Origin of the sequence: Streptomyces sp. NBC_01016, assembly GCF_026341035.1 — a bacterium.
GTDB lineage: Bacteria > Actinomycetota > Actinomycetes > Streptomycetales > Streptomycetaceae > Streptomyces.
The window spans coordinates 1,702,441-1,729,194 of sequence record NZ_JAPEOQ010000001.1; the positions used below are offsets into that span (position 1 = coordinate 1,702,441).

Here is a 26,754-nt window from a genome sequence, read left to right on the forward strand (position 1 = left end):
GGGAGACCAGGAGCCACAGACCAATGGGACTCGAAGAAAAGCTGCCGAGCGGATTCCTGCTGACCACCGTCGAGCAGGCCGCGGGCTGGGTGCGCAAGTCGTCCGTCTTTCCCGCCACGTTCGGCCTCGCCTGCTGCGCCATCGAAATGATGACGACGGGCGCGGGCCGCTACGACCTGGCGCGGTTCGGCATGGAGGTCTTCCGCGGATCGCCCCGCCAGGCGGACCTGATGATCGTGGCCGGGCGGGTGAGCCAGAAGATGGCGCCCGTCCTTCGCCAGGTCTATGACCAGATGCCGAACCCCAAGTGGGTCATCTCCATGGGCGTCTGCGCCTCGTCGGGCGGAATGTTCAACAACTACGCGATCGTGCAGGGCGTCGACCATGTCGTCCCGGTCGACATCTATCTGCCCGGCTGCCCGCCCCGGCCCGAGATGCTGATGGACGCGATTCTCAAGCTCCATCAGAAGATCCAGTCCTCCAAGCTCGGCGTGAATGCCGAGGAGGCGGCCCGCGAGGCGGAGGAAGCGGCGCTCAAGGCGCTCCCGACGATCGAGATGAAGGGGCTGCTGCGGTGAGCGACGCGCACAGCGACAAGGGATCGAACGGGGTCAACCCCGAAAAGGACCTCAGCGCTGCCAACCTTCCGGGGCAGCGCGGGGATCAGGGCGAGGAGATCCGCGTCCAGCGCGGCATGTTCGGCGCCAACAACGGCGGCGACACCTCCGGCTACGGCGGCCTCGTCCGCTCGGTCCGGCTGCCCGGCGAATCCTCCCGCCCCTACGGCGGCTGGTTCGACGAGGTGGCGGACGAGCTGGAGGGCGCCCTGGAGGAACAGGACCTCGTCCCCGAGAACGCCATCGACAAGACGGTCGTCGACCGCGACGAGCTCACCTTCCACATCGAGCGCGAGCACCTGGTCCGCGTCGCCCGCACCCTGCGCGACGACCCGGCCCTGCGCTTCGAACTGTGCACGGGTGTCTCGGCGGTGCACTACCCCGGGGACAAGGGCCGCGAGCTGCACGCCGTCTACCACCTGCGCTCGATCACCCACAACCGGCTGATCCGCCTCGAGGTCTCCGTGCCCGACGCGGACCCGCACGTCCCGTCCCTGGTCCCGGTGTATCCGACGAACGACTGGCACGAGCGCGAGGCGTACGACTTCTTCGGGCTCGTCTTCGACGGCCACCCCGCGCTGACGCGGATCATGATGCCGGACGACTGGCAGGGCTTCCCGCAGCGCAAGGACTATCCCCTCGGCGGCATCCCCGTCGAGTACAAGGGCGCCCAGATCCCGGCTCCGGACCAGCGGAGGTCGTACTCGTGACCACACCCCACGCAACCCCGCGCGCGACCACGGAAGGCACCGTCTACACGGTCACCGGTGGCGACTGGGACGAGATCGCCGAGGCCGCGGTCAAGTCCGACGACGAGCGCATCATCGTCAACATGGGCCCCCAACACCCGTCCACGCACGGGGTGTTGCGCCTGATCCTGGAGATCGACGGCGAGACGGTCACCGAGGCCCGCTGCGGCATCGGCTACCTCCACACCGGCATCGAGAAGAACCTCGAGTACCGCACGTGGACGCAGGGCACCACGTTCGTGACGCGCATGGACTACCTGACGCCGTTCTACAACGAGACGGCGTACTGCCTCGCCGTCGAGAAGCTCCTCGGCATCGAGGACGAGATCCCGGACCGCGCCAGCATCATCCGCGTGCTCCTCATGGAGCTGAACCGGTTGTCCTCGCACCTGGTGGCCATCGCCACCGGTGGCATGGAGCTCGGCGCGACCACGATCATGATCTACGGATTCCGCGATCGTGAACTCGTTCTCGACGTCTTCGAGTTGATCACCGGCCTGCGCATGAACCACGCGTACATCCGGCCCGGCGGACTAGCCCAGGACCTGCCGCCCGGCGCGGTGGACCAGCTCCGCGAGTTCGTGAAGAAGATGAAGAAGAACCTTCCCGAGTACGACAAGCTCGCCACCGGGAACCCCATCTTCAAGGCCCGTATGCAGGACGTCGGCTACCTCGACCTCGCGGGCTGCATGGCCCTCGGCGCCACGGGACCGATCCTGCGCTCCGCCGGCCTGCCGCACGACCTGCGCAAGGCGCAGCCGTACTGCGGCTACGAGAACTACGACTTCGACATCCCGACCGCCGACACCTGCGACTCCTACGGGCGCTTCCTGATCCGCCTGGAGGAGATGCGCCAGTCGCTGCGCATCGTCGAGCAGTGCCTGGACCGCCTGGAGCCGGGTCCGGTCATGGTCGGGGACAAGAAGATCGCCTGGCCCGCCCAACTGGCCCTCGGCCCGGACGGTCTCGGCAACTCGCTCGACCACATCAAGAACATCATGGGCACCTCCATGGAGGCCCTCATCCACCACTTCAAGCTGGTGACCGAGGGCTTCCGTGTCCCGCCGGGACAGACGTACGCGGCCGTGGAGTCGCCCAAGGGCGAGCTCGGTGTGCATGCCGTGTCCGACGGCGGCACCCGCCCGTTCAGGGTCCACTACCGCGACCCGTCCTTCACCAACCTTCAGGCCATGGCAGCGATGTGCGAGGGCGGCCAGGTCGCCGACGTCATCGTCGCCGTCGCGTCCATCGACCCCGTGATGGGAGGCGTCGACCGGTGACCACCAGTTCTTCGGAGCAGGGCGTAAGTCTGGGCATGCCACAGCTGCCCGCGCCCGCGTACCCGGACGACGTCCGAACCCGTCTGGAGGCCGACGCGAAGGAGATCATCTCCCGCTACCCCGGCTCCCGCTCGGCGCTGCTTCCGCTGCTGCACCTCGTGCAGTCGGAGGAGGGGCATGTCACGCGCACCGGAATGCAGTTCTGCGCGGACATGCTCGGCCTGACCACCGCCGAGGTCACGGCCGTCGCGACCTTCTACACGATGTACCGCAGGAAGCCGAGCGGCGACTACCAAGTGGGCGTCTGCACCAACACGTTGTGCGCCGTCATGGGCGGCGACGCCATCTTCGAGTCGCTCCAGGACCACCTCGGCGTCGGCAACAACGGCACCACGGACGACGGCAAGATCACGCTGGAGCACATCGAGTGCAACGCCGCTTGTGATTTCGCTCCCGTGGTGATGGTCAACTGGGAGTTCTTCGACAACCAGACGCCCGAGACCGCCAGGCAGCTCGTCGACGATCTGCGCGCGGGGTCCGAGGTGTCACCCACGCGCGGCGCTCCCTTGTGCACCTTCAAGGAGACCGCGCGGATCCTGGCCGGGTTCCCCGACGAGCGCGCCGGCGCCGTCGAGGCCGGCGGCAGCGCCGGGCCCGCCTCGCTGATCGGGCTCCGCCTGGCCAAGGGCGAGACGGAGCCCGCGCGCGTGGTCCACCCGCGCGGCGAGGGCATCGAGGGCGAGGCGCCCCACGACCCGTCGCCCACCGAGCACTTGAGCTCGCACGACGCGCCGCAGGACACGTCGGCCTCCGACCCGCAGCACCCAGCGGGACCGACCGCCGAGGAGGGGGAGTGATGACCTTGGCAGCCGAGATCGACAACAACGACACCAGCCCGGAGAAGCTGCTCTCTCCGGTCCTGTCGGCCTTCTGGGACCAGGACAAGTCCTGGTCTTTGGATGTGTACCGCCGGCACGAGGGATACGAGGGGCTGCGAAAGGCCCTCGCCATGGCACCGGACGACCTGATCGCGTATGTGAAGGACGCGGGGCTCCGCGGGCGTGGTGGCGCCGGGTTCCCGACCGGGATGAAGTGGCAGTTCATCCCGCAGGGAGACGGCAAACCGCACTATCTAGTTGTCAACGCCGACGAATCGGAGCCGGGGACCTGCAAGGACATCCCGCTCCTCTTCGCGAACCCGCACAGCCTCATCGAGGGCATCGTGATCGCCTGTTACGCGATCCGTTCCGAGCACGCGTTCATCTACTTGCGCGGTGAAGTGGTCCCCGTACTGCGGCGCTTGCACGAGGCCGTGCGCGAGGCCTACGCCGCGGGGTATCTCGGGCAGAACGTCCTGGGCAGCGGTCTCAACCTTGAACTCACCGTGCACGCCGGCGCGGGCGCGTACATCTGTGGTGAGGAGACCGCACTCCTGGACTCGCTCGAAGGCCGCCGTGGTCAGCCGCGACTCCGTCCCCCCTTCCCTGCCGTCGCGGGCCTCTACGCCTGCCCCACTGTGGTGAACAACGTCGAGTCCATCGCGTCGGTTCCCGCAATCATCAATCGGGGCAAGGACTGGTTCAAATCGATGGGGAGCGAGAAGTCCCCGGGCTTCACGCTCTACTCGCTCAGCGGCCACGTCACGAGCCCCGGCCAGTACGAGGCCCCGCTCGGCATCACGCTGCGCCAGCTGCTCGACATGAGCGGCGGCATGCGGGCGGGCCACCGCCTCAAGTTCTGGACCCCCGGCGGCAGCTCGACGCCGATGTTCACCGAGGAGCACCTCGACGTACCCCTCGATTACGAGGGCGTCGGTGCCGCCGGATCGATGCTCGGCACCAAGGCGCTGCAGTGCTTCGACGAGACGACCTGCGTTGTGCGCGCGGTCACAAGGTGGACCGAGTTCTACGCCCACGAGTCCTGCGGCAAGTGCACGCCGTGCCGTGAAGGAACGTACTGGCTCGTGCAGTTGCTGCGGGACATCGAGGCCGGCAAGGGCACGATGTCCGACCTCGACAAGCTGAACGACATCGCCGACAACATCAACGGCAAGTCGTTCTGCGCCCTCGGCGACGGCGCGGCCTCGCCGATCTTCTCCTCGCTCAAGTACTTCCGCGACGAGTACGAGCAGCACATCACGGGCAAGGCCTGCCCCTTCGACCCGGCCAGGTCCACGCTGTGGGCCGGCCGGGGCGACAAGCACCGCACGGAGGTGAACGCGTGACCGTCACGACCAACGCTCCCTCCGGGGGCGGCGAAGCGGCTGTTCCGCCGGAGGACCTCGTCTCCCTCACCATCGACGGCATCGAGATCAGCGTCCCCAAGGGCACGCTGGTGATCCGGGCCGCCGAGATGCTGGGCATCGAGATCCCCCGGTTCTGCGACCATCCGCTGCTCGACCCGGCCGGCGCCTGTCGGCAGTGCATCGTGGAGGTGGAGGGCCAGCGCAAGCCGATGGCGTCCTGCACCATCACCTGCACCGACGGCATGGTGGTCAAGAGCCAGCTCTCCTCCCCGGTCGCCGAGAAGGCGCAGAAGGGGGTCATGGAGCTGCTGCTCATCAACCACCCCCTCGACTGCCCGGTCTGCGACAAGGGCGGCGAGTGCCCGCTGCAGAACCAGGCCATGTCGCACGGCCAGGCCGACTCGCGCTTCGAGGGCAAGAAGCGCACCTTCGAGAAGCCGGTCCCGATCTCGAAGCAGGTGCTGCTCGACCGCGAGCGGTGCGTGCTGTGCGCGCGCTGCACCCGGTTCTCCAACCAGATCGCGGGCGACCCGATGATCGAGCTGCTGGAGCGCGGCGCGCTCCAGCAGGTCGGCACGGGTGAGGGTGACCCCTTCGAGTCGTACTTCTCCGGGAACACGATCCAGATCTGCCCGGTCGGCGCGCTGACCTCGGCGGCGTACCGGTTCCGCTCCCGCCCCTTCGACCTCGTGTCGTCGCCGAGCGTGTGCGAGCACTGCTCCGGCGGCTGCGCGACCCGCACCGACCACCGGCGCGGCAAGGTGATGCGCCGCCTCGCGGCCAACGACCCCGAGGTCAACGAGGAGTGGATCTGCGACAAGGGCCGCTTCGGCTTCCGGTACGCGCAGAAGCCCGACCGGCTCACCAACCCCCTCGTACGGGACGCGGAGAGCGGTGAACTGCGGCCCGCTTCCTGGCCGGAGGCGCTGGAGGCCGCCGCGCGCGGGCTCGCCGCCGCCCGCGGCCGCACCGGTGTCCTCACCGGTGGCCGTCTCACCGTCGAGGACGCCTACGCGTACAGCAAGTTCGCGCGCGTCGCCCTCGACACGAACGACATCGATTTCCGCGCGCGCGTGCACAGCAGCGAGGAAGCCGACTTCCTGGCGGCACGCGTCGCCGGTCGTGGTCGCGACCTGGACGGCAGTGGGGTCACGTACAAGGCGCTCGAGAAGGCGCCCGCGGTCCTCCTCGTCGGGTTCGAGTCGGAGGAGGAGGCGCCCGGCGTCTTCCTCAAGCTCCGCAAGGCGTGGCGGGGACACGGGCAGAAGGTCTACTCGCTTTCTACGTATGCGACGCGCGGCCTGGAGAAGGCGGGGGGCACGCTGCTGCCCGCGGCTCCCGGCACCGAGCCCGAGTGGCTGACTGCGTTGTCTGAAGGCGTGCTCGCCTCCGGTGTCGGCCTCGAAGGCGCCGGAGCGGACGCCGCGCAGGCGCTGCGCGGCGAAGGCGCCGTGATCGTCGTCGGCGAGCGGGTCGCGGCCGTGTCGGGCGGTCTCACCGCCGCCGTACGGGCCGCGTCCGCGACGGGGGCCGAGCTGGTGTGGATCCCGCGCCGGGCCGGTGAGCGCGGGGCCGTCGAGGCGGGCGCGCTGCCGTCGCTGCTGCCGGGCGGCAGGCCCGCGACCGACCCGCGCGCGCGGGACCAGGTCGCCGCCGCCTGGGGTGTGGCGGAACTGCCGCACCGTTTCGGGCGGGACACCGGGCAGATCGTGGAGGCCGCGGCCACCGGTGAACTGGGGGCCCTTGTGGTGGCCGGGGTCGAGGTCGCCGACCTGCCGTCCCCGGCACGCGCGCGTGAAGCCCTTCACGCGGTGGGTTTCCTGATCTCCCTGGAGCAGCGGCCCAGCGAGGTCACCGACCACGCCGACGTCGTCCTTCCGGTGGCCGCGGTCGCCGAGAAGGCGGGGACGTTCCTCAACTGGGAGGGGCGCGCCCGGATGTTCGAGGCCGCGCTGAAGCCCGACCAGATGACGCGTCGCGTCGCGCCCACGGACGCACGCGCGCTGCAGATGGTGGCGGACGCCATGGACGTCCACTTGGGGATCCCCGATCTGCGTTCGCTGCGCGGCGAGTTGGACCGCCTGGGCAACTGGGACGGGCCACACGCGACCGAACCTCTGGAGACGTCGGGCCAGCTGCCGCGCCCCTCCTCCGGAGAGGCCGTCCTCGCCGGACACCGGCTGCTGCTCGACCTGGGCCGCCTCCAGGAGGGCGACGACGCGCTCGCCGGGACCCGGCACGCCGCCCACGCGCGCGTGTCCGCCACGACCGCCACGGAGGCGGGCGTGAAGGACGGCGACGTACTGACGGTCACCGGGGCACTGGGCAGCGTCGCGTTCCCGCTCCAGGTCACCGAGATGCCCGACCGCGTCGTGTGGCTGCCGCTCAACTCCGAGGGCGGCGGCGTCGCTTCGGACACCGGGGCCGTCCCCGGCGACCTGGTGAAGATCGGCCCGGCCGTCGCCGCCGGAGCCCCGGAGGTGCAGTCATGAGTCCCATGGCACTGAGCCCGACAGCGCTGAGCCCACTGGCGCTCGAAGACCTCTCCATGTTCGGCCGCGACCCCTGGTGGCTCGTCGTCGTCAAGGCGGTCTTCTGCTTCGCCTTCCTGATGGTGACCGTGCTGTTCTCCATCGTGTGGGAGCGCAAGGTCGTCGCCTGGATGCAGCTGCGCATCGGCCCGAACCGGCACGGCCCCTGGGGCATGCTCCAGTCGCTCGCCGACGGCATCAAGCTGATGCTCAAGGAAGACGTGATCGTCAAGCGCGCGGACAAGGTGGTCTACGTCCTTGCGCCGGTCATCGCGGCGATCCCCGCCTTCATGGCGATCGCCGTGATCCCGTTCGGCCCGGCCGGCAACGAGGTCTCGATCTTCGGCCACCGCACGACGATGCAGCTCACCGACCTGCCGATCGCGATGCTCTACATCCTCGCGGTCGCCTCCGTCGGCATCTACGGCATCGTCCTCGCGGGCTGGTCGTCCGGGTCGACGTACCCGCTGCTCGGCGGCCTGCGGTCCTGCGCGCAGATGATCTCGTACGAGATCGCGATGGGTGCCGCGTTCGCCTCGGTGTTCCTGTACTCGGGCTCGATGTCGACCTCGGAGATCGTCGCCCAGCAGCACGACCGCTGGTACATCGTCCTGCTGCCCGTCTCGTTCCTGATCTACATCGTGACGATGGTCGGCGAGACGAACCGCGCACCGTTCGACATGCCGGAGTCCGAGGGCGACCTCGTCGGCGGCTTCAACACCGAGTACTCGTCCATCAAGTTCGCGATGTTCATGCTCGCCGAGTACGTGAACATGGTGACGGTCTCGGCGGTGTCCGTGACGCTCTTCCTGGGCGGCTGGCGCGCACCGTGGCCCATCTCCACGTTCTGGGAGGGCGCGAACCACGGCTGGTGGCCGATGCTCTGGTTCGTCATCAAGGTCCAGCTGCTGCTGTTCTTCTTCATCTGGCTGCGCGGCACGCTGCCTCGCGTCCGCTACGACCAGCTGATGAAGCTCGGCTGGAAGGTCCTCATCCCGGTCTCCGTGGTGTGGCTGATGCTGGTGGCGACCGTACGGACGCTGCGCAACGAGAACTACGACTTCGCCTCCATCGCCCTGTACGTCGGCGCCGCGATCCTTGTGGTCCTGATCCTGTCGTTCGTCGTGGACATCTTCCGCGACCGCGGGGCCAAGCAGCGCGAGGCCGCCGAAGAGCCCGTCGCCTTCGACCCGATGGCGGGCGGGTTCCCCGTGCCGCCGCTGCCCGGACAGACCCTGCCGCCCGTGCCGCGCAGGCGCTCCCGCCGGGAGCGGGAGCTGATTGTCAGTGGCGGCCCCGATACTCAGAGTGACGAATCGCTTGGCGGATCTCACGATGGAAAGGAGGCGTCCGATGGCTGACGAGACCGACTCCGGCCAGCAGAAGGACACCGAGCCGGGGTTCCAGAACCCCGTCGCCGGCTTCGGCGTGACCTTCAAGGCCATGTTCAAGAAGCGGCTGACCGAGCAGTACCCGGAACAACCGAAGACCACTGCTCCCCGCTTCCACGGCAGGCACCAGCTCAACCGCCATCCGGACGGCCTGGAGAAGTGCATCGGCTGCGAGTTGTGCGCCTGGGCCTGCCCGGCGGACGCGATCTACGTGGAGGGCGCGGACAACACGGAGGAGGAGCGCTACTCGCCGGGTGAGCGCTACGGCCGCGTCTACCAGATCAACTACGCCCGCTGCATTCTGTGCGGACTGTGCATCGAGGCGTGCCCCACGCGCGCGCTGACGATGACGAACGAGTTCGAGCTGGCCGACAGCAGTCGCGCCAACCTCATCTACACCAAGGAGCAGCTGCTCGCCGGGCTCGACGAGGGCATGGTCGACAGCCCGCACTCGATCTTCCCCGGCACGGACGAGCAGGACTACTACCGGGGTCTCGTCACCGAGGCGGCGCCCGGCACGGAGCCCCAAGTGGCCGTCTCCAAGGGCGAGAAGCCTTCCGAGGACGCCGAGGGGGCGGACGTATGAGCGCGCAGCTCACCGCGGCGACCACGCTCGCCGCGGGCACCTCCACCGGTGAGGCCTTCCAGTTCTGGATCCTAGGCACAGTCGCCGTCATCGGCGCCCTGTGCACGATCCTGATGAAGAAGGCCGTGCACAGTGCCCTGTGCCTGGCCGGCACCATGATCATCCTGGCGATCTTCTACCTCGCCAACGGGGCGTACTTCCTGGGCATCGTGCAGATCGTCGTCTACACGGGCGCGATCATGATGCTGTTCCTCTTCGTGGTGATGCTCGTCGGCGTCACCGCGGCCGACTCCCTGACGGAGACCATCAAGGGGCAGCGCTGGCTCGCCGCCCTGTGCGGGATCGGCTTCGGGGTGCTGCTCATCGCGGGCATCGGCCAGGCCTCGTTGACGCAGTTCAACGGACTCGGCAAGGCGAACGCCGGGGGGAACGTGGAGGGCCTGGCGGCCCTCATCTTCTCCAAGTACGTCTTCGCCTTCGAGATCACCGGCGCCCTGCTGATCACGGCCACCGTCGGCGCGATGGTGCTGACGCACCGCGAGCGCACCGAACGGGCCAAGACACAGCGCGAGTTGGCGGAAGAGCGGGTGCGCGAGGGCAAGCACCTCCCGCCGCTGCCCGCCCCGGGTGTCTACGCCCGGCACAACGCGGTGGACATTGCCGGTCTGCTGCCCGACGGCACCCCCTCGGAGCTCACGGTCATGCAGACGCTGCGCGAGCGCGGTCAGATCCGGGATGTCTCCGGTGAGGCGATGAGCGATCTGAAGGCTCTGGAGCAGCGGTCGTCCGACCGCCTGGAGCGCTCGGATCGCGACCGGGCCGAGGAGGCTTCGAAGTGAATCCGGTCAACTACCTGTATCTCGCCGCCCTGTTGTTCACGATCGGCGCCACCGGCGTGCTCATCAGGCGGAACGCGATCGTCGTGTTCATGTGCATCGAGCTGATGCTGAACGCGTGCAACCTCGCGTTCGTCGCGTTCTCCCGGATGCACGGCAATCTCGACGGCCAGATCATCGCGTTCTTCACGATGGTCGTCGCCGCCGCCGAGGTCGTGGTGGGGCTCGCGATCATCGTGTCGCTGTTCCGTTCCCGCCACTCGGCCTCGGTCGACGACGCCAGCCTGATGAAGCTGTAAGGGGTCGCTGAATCGTGGAGAACCTGATTGCGCTGCTCGTCGCAGCGCCACTGCTCGGAGCGGCCGTACTGCTGTGCGGCGGGCGGGCGTTGGACCGGGTGGGTCATCTGCTCGGCACACTGCTCGCGGCCGTCTCCTTCGTGATCGCCGTCGTGCTCTTCACCGACATGCTCGGCATGGGCCCGGAGGACCGCACGCTCAGCCAGCACCTGTTCAGCTGGATCCCCGTCGAGGGCTTCCAGGCGGACGTCGCCTTCCAGCTGGACCAGCTGTCGATGACGTTCGTCCTGCTGATCTCCGGTGTGGGCACGCTGATCCACCTGTACTCGATCGGCTACATGGAGCACGACGAGCGGCGCCGCCGCTTCTTCGGCTACCTGAACCTGTTCGTCGCGGCGATGCTCCTCCTGGTCATCGCCGACAACTACCTGCTGCTGTACGTCGGTTGGGAGGGCGTGGGCCTCGCCTCGTACCTGCTCATCGGCTTCTGGCAGCACAAGCCGAGCGCGGCCACGGCCGCGAAGAAGGCGTTCCTGGTCAACAGGGTCGGCGACATGGGTCTGTCCATCGCCATCATGTTGATGTTCACGACCTTCGGGACGTTCGCCTTCAAGCCGGTGCTCGACAGCGTCGGTGACACCTCCGAGGGCAAGCTCACCGCGATCGGTCTGATGCTGCTGCTCGCCGCGTGCGGCAAGTCGGCGCAGGTGCCGCTGCAGTCCTGGCTCGGGGACGCGATGGAGGGCCCGACCCCGGTCTCGGCCCTCATCCACGCCGCGACCATGGTGACCGCGGGCGTCTACCTGATCGTCCGCTCCGGCGCGATCTTCAACGGGGCGCCGGACGCACAGCTCGTCGTCACCATCGTCGGCGCGGTCACGCTGCTGTTCGGTGCGATCGTCGGTTGCGCCAAGGACGACATCAAGAAGGCGCTCGCCGGCTCGACGATGTCGCAGATCGGCTACATGATCCTCGCCGCGGGCCTCGGCCCCATCGGCTATGTGTTCGCGATCATGCACCTGGTCACGCACGGCTTCTTCAAGGCGGGCCTGTTCCTCGGCGCCGGTTCGGTCATGCACGGCATGAACGACGAGGTCGACATGCGGAGGTTCGGCGGCCTGCGGAAGTACATGCCGGTCACCTTCGTGACGTTCGGCCTCGGGTATCTGGCGATCATCGGATTCCCGGGCCTGTCCGGCTTCTTCTCCAAGGACAAGATCATCGAGGCGGCGTTCGCCAAGGGCGGCACCGAGGGCTGGATCCTCGGCTCCGTCGCCCTCCTGGGCGCGGCCATCACGGCGTTCTACATGACCCGCGTGATGATCATGACCTTCTTCGGCGAGAAGCGCTGGCAGCCCGACGCGGAGGGCCATGAGCCGCACCCGCACGAGTCGCCCTCGTCCATGACGATCCCGATGATCGTGCTCGCGGTCGGCTCGGTCTTCGCCGGTGGCTTCTTCTCCATCGGGGACCGCTTCCTGCACTGGCTGGAGCCCGTCACCGGGCACGACCACGGGCACGCGCCCATCAGCGCGGGCGTGGTCACCGGAGCCACCATGGTGTGCCTGGTGATCGGTGTGGGTCTTGCCTGGGTCCAGTACGGGCGCCGCGAGGTTCCCGCCGTCGCCCCGCGCGGCTCGCTGCTCACCCGCGCCGCACGGCGTGACCTGCTCCAGGACGACTTCAACCACGTCGTCCTGGTGCGCGGCGGCGAGCACCTGACGCGCTCCCTCGTATACGTCGACCACACCTTGGTCGACGGGGTGGTCAACGGGACGGCGGCCTCGGTCGGCGGCCTCTCCGGTCGGCTGCGCAAACTCCAGAACGGCTACGTGCGCTCGTACGCCGTCTCGATGTTCGGCGGCGCGGCGCTCATCGCCGCGGTGACCCTGCTGATGAGGGCGGTCTGATACCGATGTCCTTTCCTCTGCTGACAGCGACGGCGGTACTGCCGGCCGTGGGCGCGATCGCCACGGCCGCCGTGCCGGCGAAGCAGCGCACCGCGGCCAAGTGGCTCGCGCTGCTGTTCTCGCTCGCCACCCTGGTGCTCGCGGCGGTGGTCGCGGTCCGCTTCGACCCGGGCGGCGGACGCTTCCAACTCACCGAATCCCACGCGTGGATCGCGGACTTCGGGGTCCGCTACGAGCTGGGTGTGGACGGCATCGCGGTGGCGCTCATCGCGTTGACCGCGCTGCTGATCCCGTTCGTGATCCTCGCGGGCTGGCACGACGCCGACCCGCAGGAGACCGGGAACACGAGGTGGCGCCCGACGCAGGGCTTCTTCGCCCTGATCCTCCTCGTCGAGGCGATGGTGATCATCTCCTTCGAGGCCACCGACGTCTTCCTCTTCTACATCTTCTTCGAAGCCATGCTCATCCCGATGTACTTCCTCATCGGCGGCTTCGGGGACCGGGCGGGCCAGCACGGCGAGAAGGAGGCCGCGACCCAACGCTCGTACGCGGCCGTCAAGTTCCTCCTCTACAACCTGGTCGGCGGCCTCATCATGCTGGCGGCCGTCATCGGCCTCTACGTAGTGGCGGGGAACTTCTCGCTCCAGGAGATCGCCGCCGCGCGGGCCAACGGCTCGCTCGACATGGCGACCAACACCGAGCGGCTGCTCTTCCTGGGCTTCTTCTTCGCCTTCGCGGTGAAGGCCCCGCTGTGGCCGCTGCACACCTGGCTGCCGAACGCGATGGGGGAGGCCACCACCCCGGTCGCCGTACTCATCACGGCAGTTGTCGACAAGGTCGGCACGTTCGCGATGCTCCGCTTCTGCCTCCAGCTGTTCCCGGAGGCGAGCAAGTGGGCGACGCCGGTGATCCTGGTGCTCGCCCTCATCAGCATCGTCTACGGGGCGCTGGTCGCGGTCGGCCAGCGCGACATCAAGCGCCTGATCGCCTTCGCGTCGATCTCGCACTTCGGCTTCATCATCATGGGCATCTTCGCGATGACCAGCCAGGGCCAGTCCGGCGCGACGCTCTACATGGTCAACCACGGGATCTCGACGGCGGCGCTGATGCTGGTCGCCGGCTTCCTGATCTCGCGGCGCGGTTCGCGGCTCATCGCGGACTACGGAGGCGTGCAGAAGGTCGCCCCGGTGCTCGCCGGTACGTTCCTGATCGGCGGCCTCGCCACTCTCTCGCTGCCGGGCCTCGCGCCCTTCGTGAGTGAATTCCTGGTCCTGGTCGGCACGTTCACGCGCTACCCGGTGATCGGCATCATCGCCACCTTCGGCATCGTGCTCGCCGCGCTCTACACGCTGGTTCTCTATCAGCGCACCATGACGGGCCCGGTGAAGCCGTCGACCGAGGGCATCGCGGATCTGCGGGTGCGTGAGCTCGCGGTCGTCGTCCCGCTGATCGGCGTACTGATCTTCCTCGGCGTCTACCCGAAGCCGCTCACCGAGCTGGTGAACCCGGCGGTCAAGCACACCCTGTCCGACGTCCACAAGAAGGACCCGAAGCCGGAAGTGGAGGCGGCTCACAAATGAGTGCACTGGTGAGTGCTTCTTCCGTCCACAGCCTGTGGACAACGGCGGCCGATCCGATCTCCAAGATCGACGCACCGAAGATCGAGTACGCGCAATTGTCGCCGACCTTGATCGTCATCGGTGCCGCCGTCCTGGGGATCCTGGTCGAGGCCCTGGTGCCGCGCCGGTCCCGCTACTACGTGCAGGTGTTCCTCGCGGTCGTCGCGCTCGCGGCCGCCTTCGCGGCGGTCGTGGGGCTCGCGGCCGGCGGGTACGGGACGACGAAGGCGCACATCGCGGCCATGGGCGCGATCGCCGTCGACGGCCCGGCGCTGTTCCTCCAAGGGACCATCCTGCTGTCCGGGATCGTCGCGATCTTCACGTTCGCCGAGCGGCGGCTCGACCCGGAGGCGCACGGCAACCGCGTCGACTCCTTCGCCGCGCAGGCCGCCTCCGTGCCCGGCAGCGACAGTGAAAAGGCGGCCATAAAGGCCGGGTTCACCACCACCGAGGTGTTCCCGCTGGCGCTCTTCGCGATCGGCGGCATGCTGGTCTTCCCTGCGGCGAACGACCTGCTGACGCTGTTCATCGCCCTGGAAGTCTTCTCGCTCCCGCTGTACCTGCTGTGCGCCGTGGCCCGCCGCAAGCGGCTCATGTCGCAGGAGGCCGCGGTCAAGTACTTCCTGCTCGGCGCCTTCGCGTCCGCCTTCACCCTGTTCGGCATCGCGCTCCTGTACGGCTACGCGGGCTCCGTCTCGTACGCCACGATCGCGAGCGTCGTCGACGGCTCGATCCAGAACGTGGATCCGGCTCTCGCCGACACCATGGGCAACGATGCGCTGCTGCTCATCGGCATGGCGCTGGTCGGCATGGGCCTGCTGTTCAAGGTCGGCGCCGTCCCGTTCCACATGTGGACGCCGGACGTGTACCAGGGCGCGCCGACGCCGGTGACCGGGTTCATGGCGGCGGCCACGAAGGTCGCGGCCTTCGGCGCGCTGCTGCGTCTGCTGTACGTCGTCCTGCCGGGGATGCGCTGGGACTGGCGTCCTGTCATGTGGGCCGTCGCCATCGTCACGATGCTGGGCGGCGCGATCGTCGCGATCACGCAGACCGACATCAAGCGGCTCCTCGCGTACTCCTCCATCGCGCACGCCGGCTTCATCCTGGCCGGTGTCATCGCGACCACGCCCGACGGGGTCTCGTCCGTCCTCTTCTACCTGGCCGCGTACTCCTTCGTGACGATCGGCGCCTTCGCCGTGGTGACGCTGGTGCGCGACGCGGGAGGCGAGGCGACGCACTTGTCGAAGTGGGCGGGGCTCGGGCGCAGGTCGCCGCTGGTGGCGGCGGTCTTCGCGGTGTTCCTGCTGGCCTTCGCCGGTATCCCGCTCACCTCCGGGTTCGCGGGCAAGTTCGCCGTGTTCAAGGCGGCGGCCGAGGGCGGCGCGGGCGCGCTCGTCGTGGTCGGTGTCGTGTCCTCGGCGATCGCCGCGTTCTTCTACATCCGCGTCATCGTCCTCATGTTCTTCAGCGAGCCGAAGGCGGACGGCCCGACCGTGGCCGTGCCCTCGCCGCTGACCATGACGACGATCGGGGTGGGCGTCGCGGTCACGATCGTGCTGGGGCTCGCGCCGCAGTACTTCCTGGACCTGGCGGGCCAGGCCGGGGTGTTTGTGCGGTAGCGATACCGCCGCTGTTGCGCATGGTGAGGCCCGGTCCCTGGGAGGGGGCCGGGCCTCCATGCGTGCAGGGAATGCTCCCAGGTGTCCAAGGAATGCCCCCAGCCTGTGGATAACTTTCCGGGGTGTCAGTCCGGACCCCTATCGTTACTGGAGAAGTCGAGACGAGCTGGACGCACGGGGGCAGGGCGATGGACGGGACACAGGTTATGAGCGAGGTGACCGGGAGCGAGGCGCTAGCCACGCTCCACCGGGTCTTCGGGTACGACGCTTTCCGCGGCGAGCAGGAAGCGATCATCGATCACGTGGTGGGCGGTGGGGACGCCGTCGTGCTCATGCCGACCGGTGGCGGCAAATCGCTCTGCTACCAGATCCCGGCGCTGGTCAGAGCCGGTACGGGGATCGTCGTCTCGCCGCTGATCGCGCTGATGCAGGACCAGGTGGACGCGCTGCGGGCGCTCGGGGTGCGCGCCGGGTTCATGAACTCGACGCAGGACTTCGAGGAGCGCCGCCTCGTGGAGGCCGAGTTCCTCGCGGGCGAGCTCGACCTGCTCTATCTGGCGCCCGAGCGGCTGCGTCTCGACTCCACGCTCGGACTGCTCTCCCGCGGCAAGGTCTCCCTCTTCGCGATCGACGAAGCACACTGTGTCGCGCAGTGGGGCCACGACTTCCGTCCCGACTATCTGACGCTGTCCGTGCTCGGCCAGAACTGGCCCGACGTGCCGCGCATCGCCCTGACCGCGACGGCGACGCACGCCACGCACCAGGAGATCACCCAGCGCCTCGGCATGCCGGACGCCAAGCACTTCGTGGCGAGCTTCGACCGGCCCAACATCCAGTACCGGATCGTCGGCAAGGCCGACCCGAAGAAGCAGCTGCTCAGCTTCCTCAAGCAGGAGCACGAGGGCGACGCGGGCATCGTCTACTGCCTGTCCCGCAAGTCCGTGGAGGCGACAGCCGAGTTCCTCAGTCGCAACGGGATCGAGGCGGTGCCGTACCACGCGGGCCTGGACGCGGGCACGCGTGCGAGGCACCAGTCGCGGTTCCTGCGCGAGGAGGGCCTCGTCGTCTGCGCGACCATCGCGTTCGGCATGGGCATCGACAAGCCGGACGTACGGTTCGTCGCCCACCTCGACCTGCCGAAGTCCGTCGAGGGCTACTACCAGGAGACGGGCCGTGCCGGGCGTGACGGCATGCCGTCGACGGCATGGATGGCGTACGGGCTGCAGGACGTGGTGCAGCAGCGGAAGCTGATCAACATGGGGGAGGGGGACGAGGCGTTCCGGCGCCGGGCCTCCGCCCACCTCGACTCGATGCTGGCGCTGTGCGAGACGGCGCAGTGCCGCCGGGCCCAGCTGCTCACCTACTTCGGGCAGGAGGGCGCCGAGTCCTGCGGCAACTGCGACACATGCCTGTCGCCGCCCGAGACGTGGGACGGCACGGTCGCCGCGCAGAAGATCCTGTCGACCGTGGTGCGGCTGGAGCGGGAGCGGCGACAGAAGTTCGGCGCGGGCCAGATCATCGACATCCTGCTCGGCAAGCGCAGCGCCAAGGTCATCCAGTTCGACCACGACCAGCTCTCCGTCTTCGGCATCGGCGAGGAGCTGGCCGAGACCGAATGGCGGGGCGTGGTGCGGCAGTTGCTGGCGCAGGGGCTCATCGCCGTCGAGGGCGAGTACGGGACGCTGGTGCTCACCGAGGAGAGCGGCTCCGTGCTGGGGCGGCAGCGGGAGGTGCGGCTGCGCAAGGAGCCGAAGCCGGCGCCTCGTGCGGCGGTGGCCCGTGAGCGCAAGGGCAAGGCGCCCGCGGTCGAGCTGCCGGCGGAGGTGGCGCCGGTCTTCGAGGCGCTGCGGGCGTGGCGCGGGGCGCAGGCGAAGGAGCACGGGGTGCCGGCGTACGTCATCTTCCAGAATGCGACGCTGAGCGAGATCGCGCTGCAACAGCCCACGTCTCTGGCCCAGTTGGGCACGATCGGTGGGGTGGGCGAGAAGAAGTTGGCGACGTGGGGGGAAGGTGTGCTGGGGGTTTTGGCGGGGCTCCGGGGTGACGCGGCGCCCTCCGGGGGCGGGCGGGACGACGAGCCCTGGCCCGACTATGTGGGCCAGGAGCCGCCGCCGGAGGATGAGCCGGTGCCGGAGGATGTGGACTGGTAGTACGGGGTGGGCGTCTCGGGGCTCTGCCCCGGACCCCGCGGGCTCTCGTCCAAAGAGCGGGGCTTAATTTGCTCACCCGGCCGGAGGGGCTTGCCCCGCCCCCGGTGTCACTCAGGTTGAGGGCACGATGCGGCCCGTGACCTCGCCCAGTTGGACCCTCGCGCCGTCCGGGCCGGGGGCCCAGGCGGAGAGGGTGACCACGTCGCCGTTCTCCAGGAAGCCGCGTTTGCCGTCGGGGAGGGGGAGTGGCTGTTGGCCGTTCCAGGTGATTTCGATCAGGGAGCCGCGCTCGTTTTCCTCCGTGCCGCTGATCGTGCCTGAGCCGTAGAGGTCGCCGGTGCGCAGGGAGGCGCCGTTGACCGTCATATGGGCGAGCATCTGGGCGCCCGTCCAGTACATGCCGGAGAAGGGGGGTTCGGAGATGACCTGGCCGTTGAGGGTGACCGTGATACGCAGGTCGTAGCCGGCCGGGTCTGCGGTCGCCTCGGGGCCGCTGTCGTCCAGGTAGGGGAGCAGCGGCACTGTCCGCTCCGGCGGGCCCACGCGGGCCGCGTCCAGGGCTTCGAGCGGGGTGATCCACGCGGAGATCGACGTCGCGAACGACTTGCCGAGGTGCGGGCCGAGCGGCACCGTCTCCCAGTTCTGGATGTCGCGCGCCGACCAGTCGTTGAGGAGGCAGAGGCCGAAGACGTGGTCCCGGTAGGACGCCAGCGGGACCGGTGTGCCCTGCTGCGACGGGACACCCACCACGTAGCCGACCTCCGTCTCGATGTCGAGGCGGACGGACGGGCCGAAGACCGGGGCCGGGTCGGCCGGGGCCTTGCGCTGGCCCGAGGGGCGCACCACGTCCGTGCCGGAGACGACGACCGTGCCGGAGCGGCCGTGGTAACCCACCGGCATGTGCTTCCAGTTGGGCTTCAGGGGCTCCTCGTCGGGGCGGAAGAGGCGGCCGAGGTTCGAGGCGTGGTTCTCGGACGCGTAGAAGTCGACGTAGTCCGCGACCTCGAACGGGAGGTGCAGCGTGACCGAGGAGAGGGGGTGCAGGAAGGGGCGGACGACCTCGCGGTGGGCCGGGACCGTGACCCAGGCCGTCAGGGCGCGGCGCACGTCGGACCAGGTCGTACGACCGGCCGCCAGCAGGGAGTTGAGGCTCGGGCGGGCCAGGAGCGTGACGTACGGGGAGCCGAGGGCCGCGGCGGCGCCGCCCGCGTCCAGGACGTGATCCCCTATCCGGACGCCCACCGAGCGCCCGGCGCCGCCCGAAGTGCCGCTCGAAGCGTCGCCCGAGCCGCCGCCGGAGGCGTCGTCGGAGGCGTCGTCGGCGAGGGAGAAGACTCCGTACGGAAGGTTGTGCGGGCCGAAGGGGTGGCCTTCGGGAAGGTCGAGTGGGTCGAGACGGCCGAGCGGGGTGGGCTCGGACGCGGACTCGGAGGTGGCTGCGGGTGCCATGCCTGCGGGCCTCACTTTCCATTCGGGTGCGCCACACGTTACGTGGGAGGTGCCGTATAGCGGCAGTGCCTAAAGAGTTCGCAATGTCCGAATGACCCGTTGATGGAGTGGTGGGTTCCGGCTTAGCGTCATTGTCCGGTGGGCACGGACGGGGCTGAGCCCTGCATTCAAGGTCCGGGTCCAAGGGGGGACGCGTGGGGGGACCCGTGGCCGGGAGCACCAGGAGTGACGGCAGTGCCGGAGGCGTGCCGTTCGCCGTGGACCGTGATGTCCCGGGCCTGATCGTGAAGTTCGGCGACTATCCGTTGCACCACGGAGGAGTGGGCGCGATCCGCAGCCTGGGGCGCCTCGGCGTGCCGATGTACGCGATCACGGAGGACCGGTACACACCCGCGGCGGCCTCGCGTTATCTGCGCCGGGCCTTTACCTGGCGCACGACGGGCACGGAGGAACCGGAGCGGCTTGTCGAGGGGCTGCTGCGCGCCGCCCGCCGGATCGGCCGGCCGACGGTGCTGATCCCGACGGACGAGGAAGCCGCGGTCCTCATCGCCGAGCACCAGGACCCGCTCGCCGGTGCGGGCCTGCTCTTCCCGCGGGTGGAGCGGGAGTTGCCGCGCCGTCTCGCGAGCAAGCAGGGGCTGCACGAACTGTGCGTGGAGCACGGCATTCCGTCGCCGACGGCCGCGTTCCCGATGTCGTACGCGGACATCGAGGAGTTCGCGGTGAAGGCCCGGTTCCCGGTCGTGGCGAAGAATCGGGAGGCGTTCACGCGGCGCTCGCAGCCCGCCGTCAACGGGACCACGAAGATCGCGACCCCGGCAGGGCTGCGTCAACTCGCCCTTGACTGGGGCGAGAAGCCCGGCGTGATCCTCCAGGAGTATCTGCCGCGCGAGGACGCCGAGGACTGGATCGTGCACGCGTACTTCGACCAGGACTCCACGCCGCTCGCGATGTTCACCGGGGTCAAGGTCCGCTCCTGGCCGCCGCACGCGGGCATGACGGCGAACGCGTACGTCGTCGACAATCCGGAACTCGCGGACGTCGCCGCACGTTTCATCAAACAGATCGGCTTCACCGGAATCATCGACCTCGACCTGCGCTTCGACCGGCGCGACGGACAGTACAAGCTGCTCGATTTCAATCCGCGGATGGGCGCCCAGTTCCGCCTCTTCGAGAACGAGGCGGGCGTCGATGTCGTCCGTGCCATGCACCTCGCACTCACCGGCCGCACCGTTCCGGAGGGGGAACAGCGGGCGGGACACCGCTACGTCGTCGAGAACATCGACCTGCCGGCCCTGCTGGCGTACCGGCGCAGCGGCTATACGACCCCGCACGCCCCGTCCCGCGCGAGCGGCACGGAGCTGGCGTGGTGGGCGGCCGACGATCCGCGGCCGTTCTTCACGATGCTCGCCCGGCTCGTAAGGCCCGGAGCGAAGCATCTGTACCAGCTGTGGCGGACCAACCGCCGCGGCAGCAGCACCGGTTCGGCCGCCTAGTACACCCGGCGGCAGGGCCGGAACGAAGTGGACGAAGTAGGTGACACGGCGTCGTCCTGGGGAGGGGCTTCGTGAATCATCCGGTAGCAGTCATTGGGGCGGGGCCCTACGGCCTGTCCACCGCGGCGCACTTGAGGGCGCGCGGGATACCCGTCAGGGTCTTCGGGGAACCCATGGTGAGCTGGCGCTCGCACATGCCCGAAGGCATGATCCTCAAGTCGGTGCCGTCCGCGTCGAACATCGACGCGCCGCAGCGAGGACACAAGCTGGTCGACTATTGCGACGCGGCAGGGATCAAGCGGCTCGTCACGGACGAGGACCTGATATCCGCCGACACGTTCGTGGCGTACGGCGACTGGTTCCAGAAGAGGCTGGTGCCCGAACTCGAGCGGGTGCGGGTCGTCTCCGTGGACCGGCGCGGGCGCGAGGGCTTCGAGCTGAAGCTGGACTCGGGCGAGCAGTTCACGGCGCGGGCGGTGGTCGTCGCCACCGGCCTGTCCGGCCTGGAGCACCTGCCAGGGGAGTTCGCCGCGGCCGTGCCGGACGGACCTGCCCCCACGGGCCCGGTCTCGCACAGCGCGCAGCACCACGACCTGTCGCGGTTCGCGGGCAAGGAGCTGATCGTCGTCGGTGCGGGCCAGTCCGCGCTGGAGACGGCGGCGCTCGCTGCGGAGGCGGGCGCGACGGTGACGGTGGTCGGGCGCGGCAAGGGCCGGGTGCGCTTCGGGGCGCCGCCGTGGCAGCAGCCGAAGTTCCGCCCGGAGACTCCGTTCGGCAACGCGTGGTCGCTCTACGCGCTCACGTACTACCCGCACCCGTACCGCCATCTCCCGCCGCAGGCGCGGCACTTCCTGGTCCGGAGGGTGCTCGGGCCGCTGGGCGCGTGGTGGCTGAAGGAGCGGTTCGAGGGCAAGGTCGCGGTGCGCGACGTCGCGGGGATCGAGCGGGTGACGGTGTCCCAGGGGGCGCCCGTCCTGAGCGTGCGCACGCTCGGCGGGCGCGCCGACGACCTGTCCGCCGACCATGTCATCGCGGCGACGGGGTACCGGGTGGACCTGGCGGCGATGCCGTTCCTGGGCGAGGGGCTGCGCACGCGGCTCGCCACCAGCCGGGGCACGCCGCGGCTCGGCGCCGGCTATGTGTCGTCCGTTCCCGGCCTGTACTTCACGGGCATGCTGGGCGGGTCCTCGTACGGCCCTGTCATGCGCTTCGTGTGTGGCACGGAGTTCGCCTCGCCGCGGCTCGCCCGGCACCTCGCGTCGGCGCACGGTTGACGGGTGTCACCCGCAACTACCGGTGTTCTTGGACCGGTTGACCGATCCGGGGCGTAACCCGAACAGATGACACGACCACGTCGTGACCGGCCGTACCTTGCCAGGGCGGCCGGTACTCGACGGGTCGGGGGGACGGCCGGTCCGTATTCTTCGGATCATGTCCGCACCCGCATATGCACTCATCGCCACTGACCTGGACGGCACGCTGCTGCGCGCCGACGACACGGTCTCCGACCGGACCCGCGACGCCCTGGCGGCGGCCGTCGCCGCGGGCGCCCGGCACATCGTGGTGACGGGGCGGCCCGCGCCCCGCGTGAAGCCGATCCTCGACGACCTCGGCGGGAGCGGAATCGCCGTGTGCGCGCAGGGGGCGCAGCTGTACGACGGTGTGCGGGACCGGCTGCTGTGGTCGCTGACGATCGACCGGGACCTCGCCGAGCAGGCCCTCGGGAAGATCGAGGCCGAGGTCGGACAGGTGTACGCGGCCGTCGACCAGGACGGGGTGGAGGGCCTCACGCTCATCGAGCCCGGCTACCTCATGCCGCATCCGACGCTGCCCGCGGTACGGGTCCGGGGGCGCGCGGCGCTCTGGGCCGAACCGATCAGCAAGGTGCTGCTGCGCCACCCGTCGCTGTCCGACGACGAGTTGGCGGCGGTGGCGAGAGCCGCGGTGGGGCCGCTCGCCACCGTCACGATGTCCGGGCCCGGGACGGTCGAGCTGCAGCCGCGCGGCGTGACCAAGGCGACCGGGCTCAGCCTTGCCGCGGAGCGGCTCGGTGTGGGGGCCGCCGACACGATTGCCTTCGGCGATATGCCGAACGATGTGCCGATGTTCGCGTGGGCGGGGCGGGGCGTCGCCGTGGCCAACGCGCATCCCGAGCTCAAGGCGGTCGCCGACGAGGTGACTTCGTCGAATGAGGAGGACGGGGTGGCGGTGGTCCTGGACAGGCTGCTGGCCTGACGGACCCACGCCACGGGGCTCCGCCCCGGACCCCGCGCCTCAATCGCCGGAGGGGCTGGAATTGCTACCCCGCCGTCCGCGGAATGCGCTTCTCCCACGTCCGGTGGAACACCACCTCGTCCCCGTCCCGGCACACCACCTCGCTCGACGTGACGAACTCGCTCTCCGTGCATGTGATTTCGGAGTGGGTTTCGACGTGGGCGTCCCAGTCCTGGTCCGGGCGGTGCAGGCGGATCGTCCAGTCGGAGCGGGTGCGGGCCGACAGGGGGTCGGACTCGTTGATGACGTACGTCTCCAGCGCGTCCTCGGTGAACTCCAGGCCGTCCGGGTACAGGCGCGTGCCGCCGTAGCGCGGGTCGACCTCCATGCGCCACTCGCCCGCCGCGACGTCCCGTACGACGAGGCGTTCCGGGCGCGGGCCCTCCAGCGTCTCCGGGTAGACCACCCCGAGCGGCTCCGACTGCTCGGGGCCGGCGAAGGTGATGTCGCCACCCGGTTCGGCGCCGCGCACCGGGAGTTCCAGCGCGCTGCCCACCGGGTCGAGCGTGAACCCGGCCTCCGAACCGGCCTGCGGCCAGATCCACGGCCAGTACGCGGACGAGACCGCGAGCCGGATGCGGTGCCCGGCGGGGAAGGCGTGGCCGATGCCGTTCAGGTCGAACGTCACGTCCTCCGTCGTCCCCGGCTCCCACGGCACGTTCTGATCGCGTCCGTGTCGGGAGGACAGGTTGAGGACGCCGCGCGTCACCAGCGTCGAGGAGCCGTCCGGCGCCACGTCGCACACCCGCGCCACGACCTGTCCGCGTTCCACCGGGCACGTCAGCCGCAGCGTCACGCGCGGCCGGCCGAGCACCTGTACGTCCTGCGGCACCTCGAACTCGAAGCACGCCGACTTCGCGTCCTCCTCGCGCTGGTCGGGCGGCAGGTCCGCGTCGTTCCCGAACGGGAAGAAGCGGCCCGCGTCGAGGCCCGTGTGCTGCGGCGAACGCACGATCTGGGCCGGGCCCTGGAGTGCGTACCGGACGGGGGAGACGTTCGGGGACGGCCAGGACGGCTCGCCGACCCAGCGGCCCGGCAGCTGCTCGTAGACGGTCGCCGGCGGGTGCGAGTCGCTGATGTACGAGCGGAGCTTGGGCTCGGACATGACGCCCGTGTCCTCGCCCTTCAGCCAGTGGTCCCACCAGCGCAGCGTCTCCTGGAGGAAGCCGATGGCCGGGCCCGGCGGCAGCCCGCGGTCCGGGTACTGGTGCGACCAGGGGCCGATGATGCCGCGCATCTGCTCGTCGGGGAGGTGCTCCGCGAGCCGCAGCACCGTGTCCCGGTACGGGTCGTGCCAGCCGCCGACCGCGAGCACGCCCGCCTTGATCGCGGAGTAGTCCTCGCAGACGCTGCCGTGCCGCCAGTAGTCGTCGCGGGTCTGGTGGTCGAGCCACGTGTGGATGAACGGGTCGACGGCGTCGAGGCGCTTCGTCCACATGTCCTTCCAGGCGTCCCCGACGTACTTCGGGTCCGGCGGGCGCGACACGAACGCGAGCATCGTCGCCGCCCACGCGTGCATGTCCACGGCGAGCACGGAGCCGCCCATGTAGTGCACGTCGTTGTCGTAGCGGTCGTCCGCCGAGCAGACGGTCACGATCGCCTTCAGCGGCTCGGGGGCCAGGGCCGCGATCTGGAGGGAGTTGAAGCCGCCCCAGGAGATGCCGAACATGCCGACCTTGCCGGAGGACCAGGGCTGCGCGGCGAGCCAGTTCACGACCTCGACGCCGTCGGCGAGCTCCGTCTCGGAGTACTCGTCGGTCGGCATTCCCTCGCTGTTGCCGTGCCCGCGCACGTCCACGCGTACGGAGGCGTAGCCATGGCCCGCGTACCAGGGGTGCCGCTGCCAGTCGCGCGGCGCCGTCCAGTCGGAGGCCCGGTACGGGAGGTATTCGAGGAGGACCGGCACGGGATCGTCGGTCACGGGACGCCATACGCGGGCGAAGAGCGTCGTCCCGTCCGACAGGGGTACGCGGATGTCCTCGCGGACCGTTCCGAAGGGGAACTCGGTCCGGATCGTCGGCGAATTCGGCTGGGGGGTCGTGGGAGTCATGGGGAAACCTCAGTGAACGGGGTGCATGGTGCGGCGCAGCCAGGGCGCCAGGGCGATCACGGCGATACCGACCGCGACCGCGATGGCGCCGTTGACGCCGAAGTAGGCGGGGTTCGAGACCTCGCCGTAGAGCTTGACGACCTGGGCCTGGATCCCGTTCGCAAGTGCGAGCGAGAGGAACCACAGGGCCATGGTCTGGCTGGCGAAGGCCTGTGGGGCGAGCTTGGTCGTCGCGGACATGCCGGACGTCTCGACGAGGATGTCGCCGAGCCCGAGCAGCAGATACGAGCCGACGATCCACCAGGCCGCCATCTTGTACGTGTCACTGCTGTGGCCGGATGTCGGCAGCGCCATCAGCAGGAACGACAGGCCGCCCAGGATCACGCCGATCGCGATCTTGTTGGAGGCGTGCGGCTGGCGCTTGCCCATCCGCACCCACAGGCCTGCCACGATCGGGGCGAGCAGTACCTCGAAGGCGCCGAGCGCGGAGGCGTACCAGCTGGTGGGGAAGTCGAAGCCGAGGATGGTCGATTCGGCGTTCGTCGAGGCCAGCAGCATCATCGTCGAGTACGCCTGGAACAGGATGAAGTTGAAGGCGACCGAGGCGATGAAGAGGACCAGATAGGGCTTGAGGCGGCCGCGCTCCTCCGCAGTGACCCGGGGGCTCCTGAACATCACCACGAAGTACACGATCGGCGCGATCACCGAGATGTACGTGAGGATGTCGACGAAGCGGCCCATGGTCAGCCACCCGGCCAGGGCCAGGACCACCGCGAGCGCGGCCACCACGACGGCGCCCGCGATCATCAGCCGCACCGCTCTGCGCATCCCCTCGGGCGGCAGCGCGTACTCGGCGGCCTCCGTGCGCCCGGCCAGGTGACGGCGTCCGGCGACGTACTGGATCAGGCCGAACGTCATGCCGATGGCGGCGGCCGAGAAGCCCCAGTGCCAGCCCTTGTGGTCGCCGAGCCAGCCGGTGATCAGCGGCCCGGCGAAGGCGCCGATGTTGATGCCCATGTAGTACAGGGCGAAGCCGGCGTCACGGCGCTGGTCGTCGGTCCGGTACAGCTTGCCGACCATCGAGGCGACATTCGGCTTGAGCAGGCCGGTACCGGCACTGATCAGGCCGAGCCCGACCCACGTCATCGTGGGTGTCGGCACCGCCATCGAGTAATGTCCGCAGGCGATGAGGATGCCGCCCCACAGGACGGCGCGGTACGAGCCGAGGATCCGGTCGGCGAGCCAGCCGCCCGCGACCGAGACGAGGTAGACGAGCGTGCCGTACGCCGCCGAGACCGAGGCCGCGTTGCCGGGGTCCATGCCCATGCCGCCGTGCGCGACGGTGTCGGCGAAGTACAGGACGAGGATGGCCTGCATGCCGAGGAACGAGAACCGTTCCCAGACCTCCAGGCCGGACAGCGTCAGCAGACCCCTCGGTTGGCCGAAGAAGGCCGTGTCGTCACCAGGGGGTGGCGTGGTGCCCGTGTCGTTCTCGGTGCGGGACAAAGTGCGTACTCCAGGTCGTCTGTGCTGATCAAGAACATACCGGTGGTGTCGCGAAGCCGCCTGGTCCGGGTTGTTCGGGCAGGTGCCACCTGTGATCGAAACGCGACCGGATACGCTGACTTGAGTGATGGCAGCGACACATCGACA

The 26,754-nt window shown here is 69.4% G+C and carries 20 protein-coding genes; 17 read left to right on the forward strand and 3 right to left on the reverse strand.

Features of this window, described 5'->3' with window-relative positions; translation table 11 throughout:
• The first annotated feature begins 23 nt into the window (after positions 1 to 23).
• From OG746_RS08040 to recQ, 14 genes are all read left to right on the forward strand, one after another.
• The gene (locus OG746_RS08040; protein ID WP_006133126.1) at positions 24 to 578 is read left to right on the forward strand and encodes a NuoB/complex I 20 kDa subunit family protein; all 555 of its coding nucleotides are present in this window, start codon (positions 24 to 26) and stop codon (positions 576 to 578) included.
• Entirely contained in the window at positions 575 to 1,327 is a 753-nt protein-coding gene (locus OG746_RS08045; RefSeq protein ID WP_266712911.1) for an NADH-quinone oxidoreductase subunit C, read from the forward strand. The genes OG746_RS08040 and OG746_RS08045 overlap by 4 nt, the downstream gene beginning before the upstream one ends.
• On the forward strand, positions 1,324 to 2,646 hold the full coding sequence (locus OG746_RS08050; protein ID WP_266712913.1) for an NADH-quinone oxidoreductase subunit D: 1,323 nt from the start codon (positions 1,324 to 1,326) through the stop codon (positions 2,644 to 2,646). Before OG746_RS08045 ends, OG746_RS08050 begins: the two co-directional genes overlap by 4 nt.
• Positions 2,643 to 3,503, forward strand: a complete 861-nt coding sequence (nuoE, locus tag OG746_RS08055; RefSeq protein WP_266712915.1) for an NADH-quinone oxidoreductase subunit NuoE — start codon at positions 2,643 to 2,645, stop codon at positions 3,501 to 3,503. Before OG746_RS08050 ends, nuoE begins: the two co-directional genes overlap by 4 nt.
• Positions 3,503 to 4,870, forward strand: coding sequence for an NADH-quinone oxidoreductase subunit NuoF (gene nuoF, locus OG746_RS08060; protein WP_266712917.1), 1,368 nt, complete (start codon positions 3,503 to 3,505; stop codon positions 4,868 to 4,870). The genes nuoE and nuoF overlap by 1 nt, the downstream gene beginning before the upstream one ends.
• Positions 4,867 to 7,383, forward strand: coding sequence for an NADH-quinone oxidoreductase subunit G (locus OG746_RS08065; RefSeq protein WP_266712919.1), 2,517 nt, complete (start codon positions 4,867 to 4,869; stop codon positions 7,381 to 7,383). The genes nuoF and OG746_RS08065 overlap by 4 nt, the downstream gene beginning before the upstream one ends.
• 26 nt (positions 7,384 to 7,409) lie before the next feature.
• Complete coding sequence (nuoH, locus tag OG746_RS08070) at positions 7,410 to 8,783, forward strand: NADH-quinone oxidoreductase subunit NuoH (RefSeq protein WP_266718780.1); 1,374 nt, start codon at positions 7,410 to 7,412, stop codon at positions 8,781 to 8,783.
• The gene (gene nuoI, locus OG746_RS08075) at positions 8,776 to 9,399 is read left to right on the forward strand and encodes an NADH-quinone oxidoreductase subunit NuoI (protein ID WP_266712921.1); all 624 of its coding nucleotides are present in this window, start codon (positions 8,776 to 8,778) and stop codon (positions 9,397 to 9,399) included. Before nuoH ends, nuoI begins: the two co-directional genes overlap by 8 nt.
• Positions 9,396 to 10,238, forward strand: coding sequence for an NADH-quinone oxidoreductase subunit J (locus OG746_RS08080; protein ID WP_266712923.1), 843 nt, complete (start codon positions 9,396 to 9,398; stop codon positions 10,236 to 10,238). Before nuoI ends, OG746_RS08080 begins: the two co-directional genes overlap by 4 nt.
• Positions 10,235 to 10,534, forward strand: a complete 300-nt coding sequence (nuoK, locus tag OG746_RS08085) for an NADH-quinone oxidoreductase subunit NuoK (protein WP_003974374.1) — start codon at positions 10,235 to 10,237, stop codon at positions 10,532 to 10,534. The genes OG746_RS08080 and nuoK overlap by 4 nt, the downstream gene beginning before the upstream one ends.
• 14 nt (positions 10,535 to 10,548) lie before the next feature.
• A complete protein-coding gene (gene nuoL, locus OG746_RS08090) occupies positions 10,549 to 12,444 on the forward strand; it encodes an NADH-quinone oxidoreductase subunit L (RefSeq protein WP_266712925.1) in 1,896 nt (631 codons plus the stop codon).
• Positions 12,445 to 12,449: 5 nt separating this feature from the next.
• Complete coding sequence (locus tag OG746_RS08095; protein ID WP_266712927.1) at positions 12,450 to 14,024, forward strand: NADH-quinone oxidoreductase subunit M; 1,575 nt, start codon at positions 12,450 to 12,452, stop codon at positions 14,022 to 14,024.
• Positions 14,025 to 14,032: 8 nt separating this feature from the next.
• Complete coding sequence (gene nuoN / locus OG746_RS08100) at positions 14,033 to 15,682, forward strand: NADH-quinone oxidoreductase subunit NuoN (RefSeq protein WP_266712928.1); 1,650 nt, start codon at positions 14,033 to 14,035, stop codon at positions 15,680 to 15,682.
• A gap of 206 nt (positions 15,683 to 15,888) precedes the next feature.
• On the forward strand, positions 15,889 to 17,832 hold the full coding sequence (gene recQ / locus OG746_RS08105; RefSeq protein WP_524540385.1) for a DNA helicase RecQ: 1,944 nt from the start codon (positions 15,889 to 15,891) through the stop codon (positions 17,830 to 17,832).
• A gap of 111 nt (positions 17,833 to 17,943) precedes the next feature.
• Here the strand turns inward: recQ and fahA are convergent, their stop codons facing one another.
• Complete coding sequence (gene fahA / locus OG746_RS08110; RefSeq protein WP_266712930.1) at positions 17,944 to 19,281, reverse strand: fumarylacetoacetase; 1,338 nt, start codon at positions 19,279 to 19,281, stop codon at positions 17,944 to 17,946.
• 245 nt (positions 19,282 to 19,526) lie between these two features.
• Here fahA and OG746_RS08115 point away from each other — a divergent pair, with 245 nt between their 5' ends.
• From OG746_RS08115 to OG746_RS08125, 3 genes are all read left to right on the forward strand, one after another.
• Positions 19,527 to 20,777 (forward strand): carboxylate--amine ligase, encoded by a 1,251-nt coding sequence (locus OG746_RS08115; RefSeq protein ID WP_266718782.1) that lies wholly within the window; start codon positions 19,527 to 19,529, stop codon positions 20,775 to 20,777.
• Positions 20,778 to 20,848: 71 nt separating this feature from the next.
• Positions 20,849 to 22,051: an FAD-dependent oxidoreductase gene (locus OG746_RS08120; protein ID WP_266712931.1), complete on the forward strand. Its 1,203-nt coding sequence runs from the start codon at positions 20,849 to 20,851 to the stop codon at positions 22,049 to 22,051.
• Between the two features lie 157 nt (positions 22,052 to 22,208).
• Positions 22,209 to 23,012 carry an HAD family hydrolase gene (locus OG746_RS08125; RefSeq protein ID WP_266712932.1) on the forward strand — a complete coding sequence of 268 codons (804 nt, stop codon included), beginning with the start codon at positions 22,209 to 22,211 and terminating at the stop codon, positions 23,010 to 23,012.
• 64 nt (positions 23,013 to 23,076) lie between these two features.
• Here OG746_RS08125 and OG746_RS08130 read toward each other — a convergent pair whose 3' ends face one another.
• Both OG746_RS08130 and OG746_RS08135 read right to left on the reverse strand, forming a co-directional pair.
• The gene (locus OG746_RS08130) at positions 23,077 to 25,101 is read right to left on the reverse strand and encodes a CocE/NonD family hydrolase (protein ID WP_266712933.1); all 2,025 of its coding nucleotides are present in this window, start codon (positions 25,099 to 25,101) and stop codon (positions 23,077 to 23,079) included.
• A 9-nt stretch (positions 25,102 to 25,110) separates the two neighbouring features.
• Positions 25,111 to 26,607 (reverse strand): peptide MFS transporter, encoded by a 1,497-nt coding sequence (locus OG746_RS08135; protein WP_266712934.1) that lies wholly within the window; start codon positions 26,605 to 26,607, stop codon positions 25,111 to 25,113.
• Positions 26,608 to 26,754 lie beyond the last annotated feature (147 nt).

What these genes read in the sequence shown, in the direction of transcription:
- OG746_RS08040 (WP_006133126.1), top strand. Translation starts at nt 24, where the DNA reads ATGGGACTCGAAGAAAAGCTGCCGAGCGGATTCCTGCTGACCACCGTC.
- nuoF (WP_266712917.1), top strand. Translation starts at nt 3,503, where the DNA reads ATGACCTTGGCAGCCGAGATCGACAACAACGACACCAGCCCGGAGAAG.
- nuoI (WP_266712921.1), top strand. Translation starts at nt 8,776, where the DNA reads ATGGCTGACGAGACCGACTCCGGCCAGCAGAAGGACACCGAGCCGGGG.
- OG746_RS08080 (WP_266712923.1), top strand. Translation starts at nt 9,396, where the DNA reads ATGAGCGCGCAGCTCACCGCGGCGACCACGCTCGCCGCGGGCACCTCC.
- OG746_RS08095 (WP_266712927.1), top strand. Translation starts at nt 12,450, where the DNA reads ATGTCCTTTCCTCTGCTGACAGCGACGGCGGTACTGCCGGCCGTGGGC.
- recQ (WP_524540385.1), top strand. Translation starts at nt 15,889, where the DNA reads ATGAGCGAGGTGACCGGGAGCGAGGCGCTAGCCACGCTCCACCGGGTC.
- fahA (WP_266712930.1), bottom strand. Translation starts at nt 19,281, where the DNA reads ATGGCACCCGCAGCCACCTCCGAGTCCGCGTCCGAGCCCACCCCGCTC.
- OG746_RS08125 (WP_266712932.1), top strand. Translation starts at nt 22,209, where the DNA reads ATGTCCGCACCCGCATATGCACTCATCGCCACTGACCTGGACGGCACG.
- OG746_RS08130 (WP_266712933.1), bottom strand. Translation starts at nt 25,101, where the DNA reads ATGACTCCCACGACCCCCCAGCCGAATTCGCCGACGATCCGGACCGAG.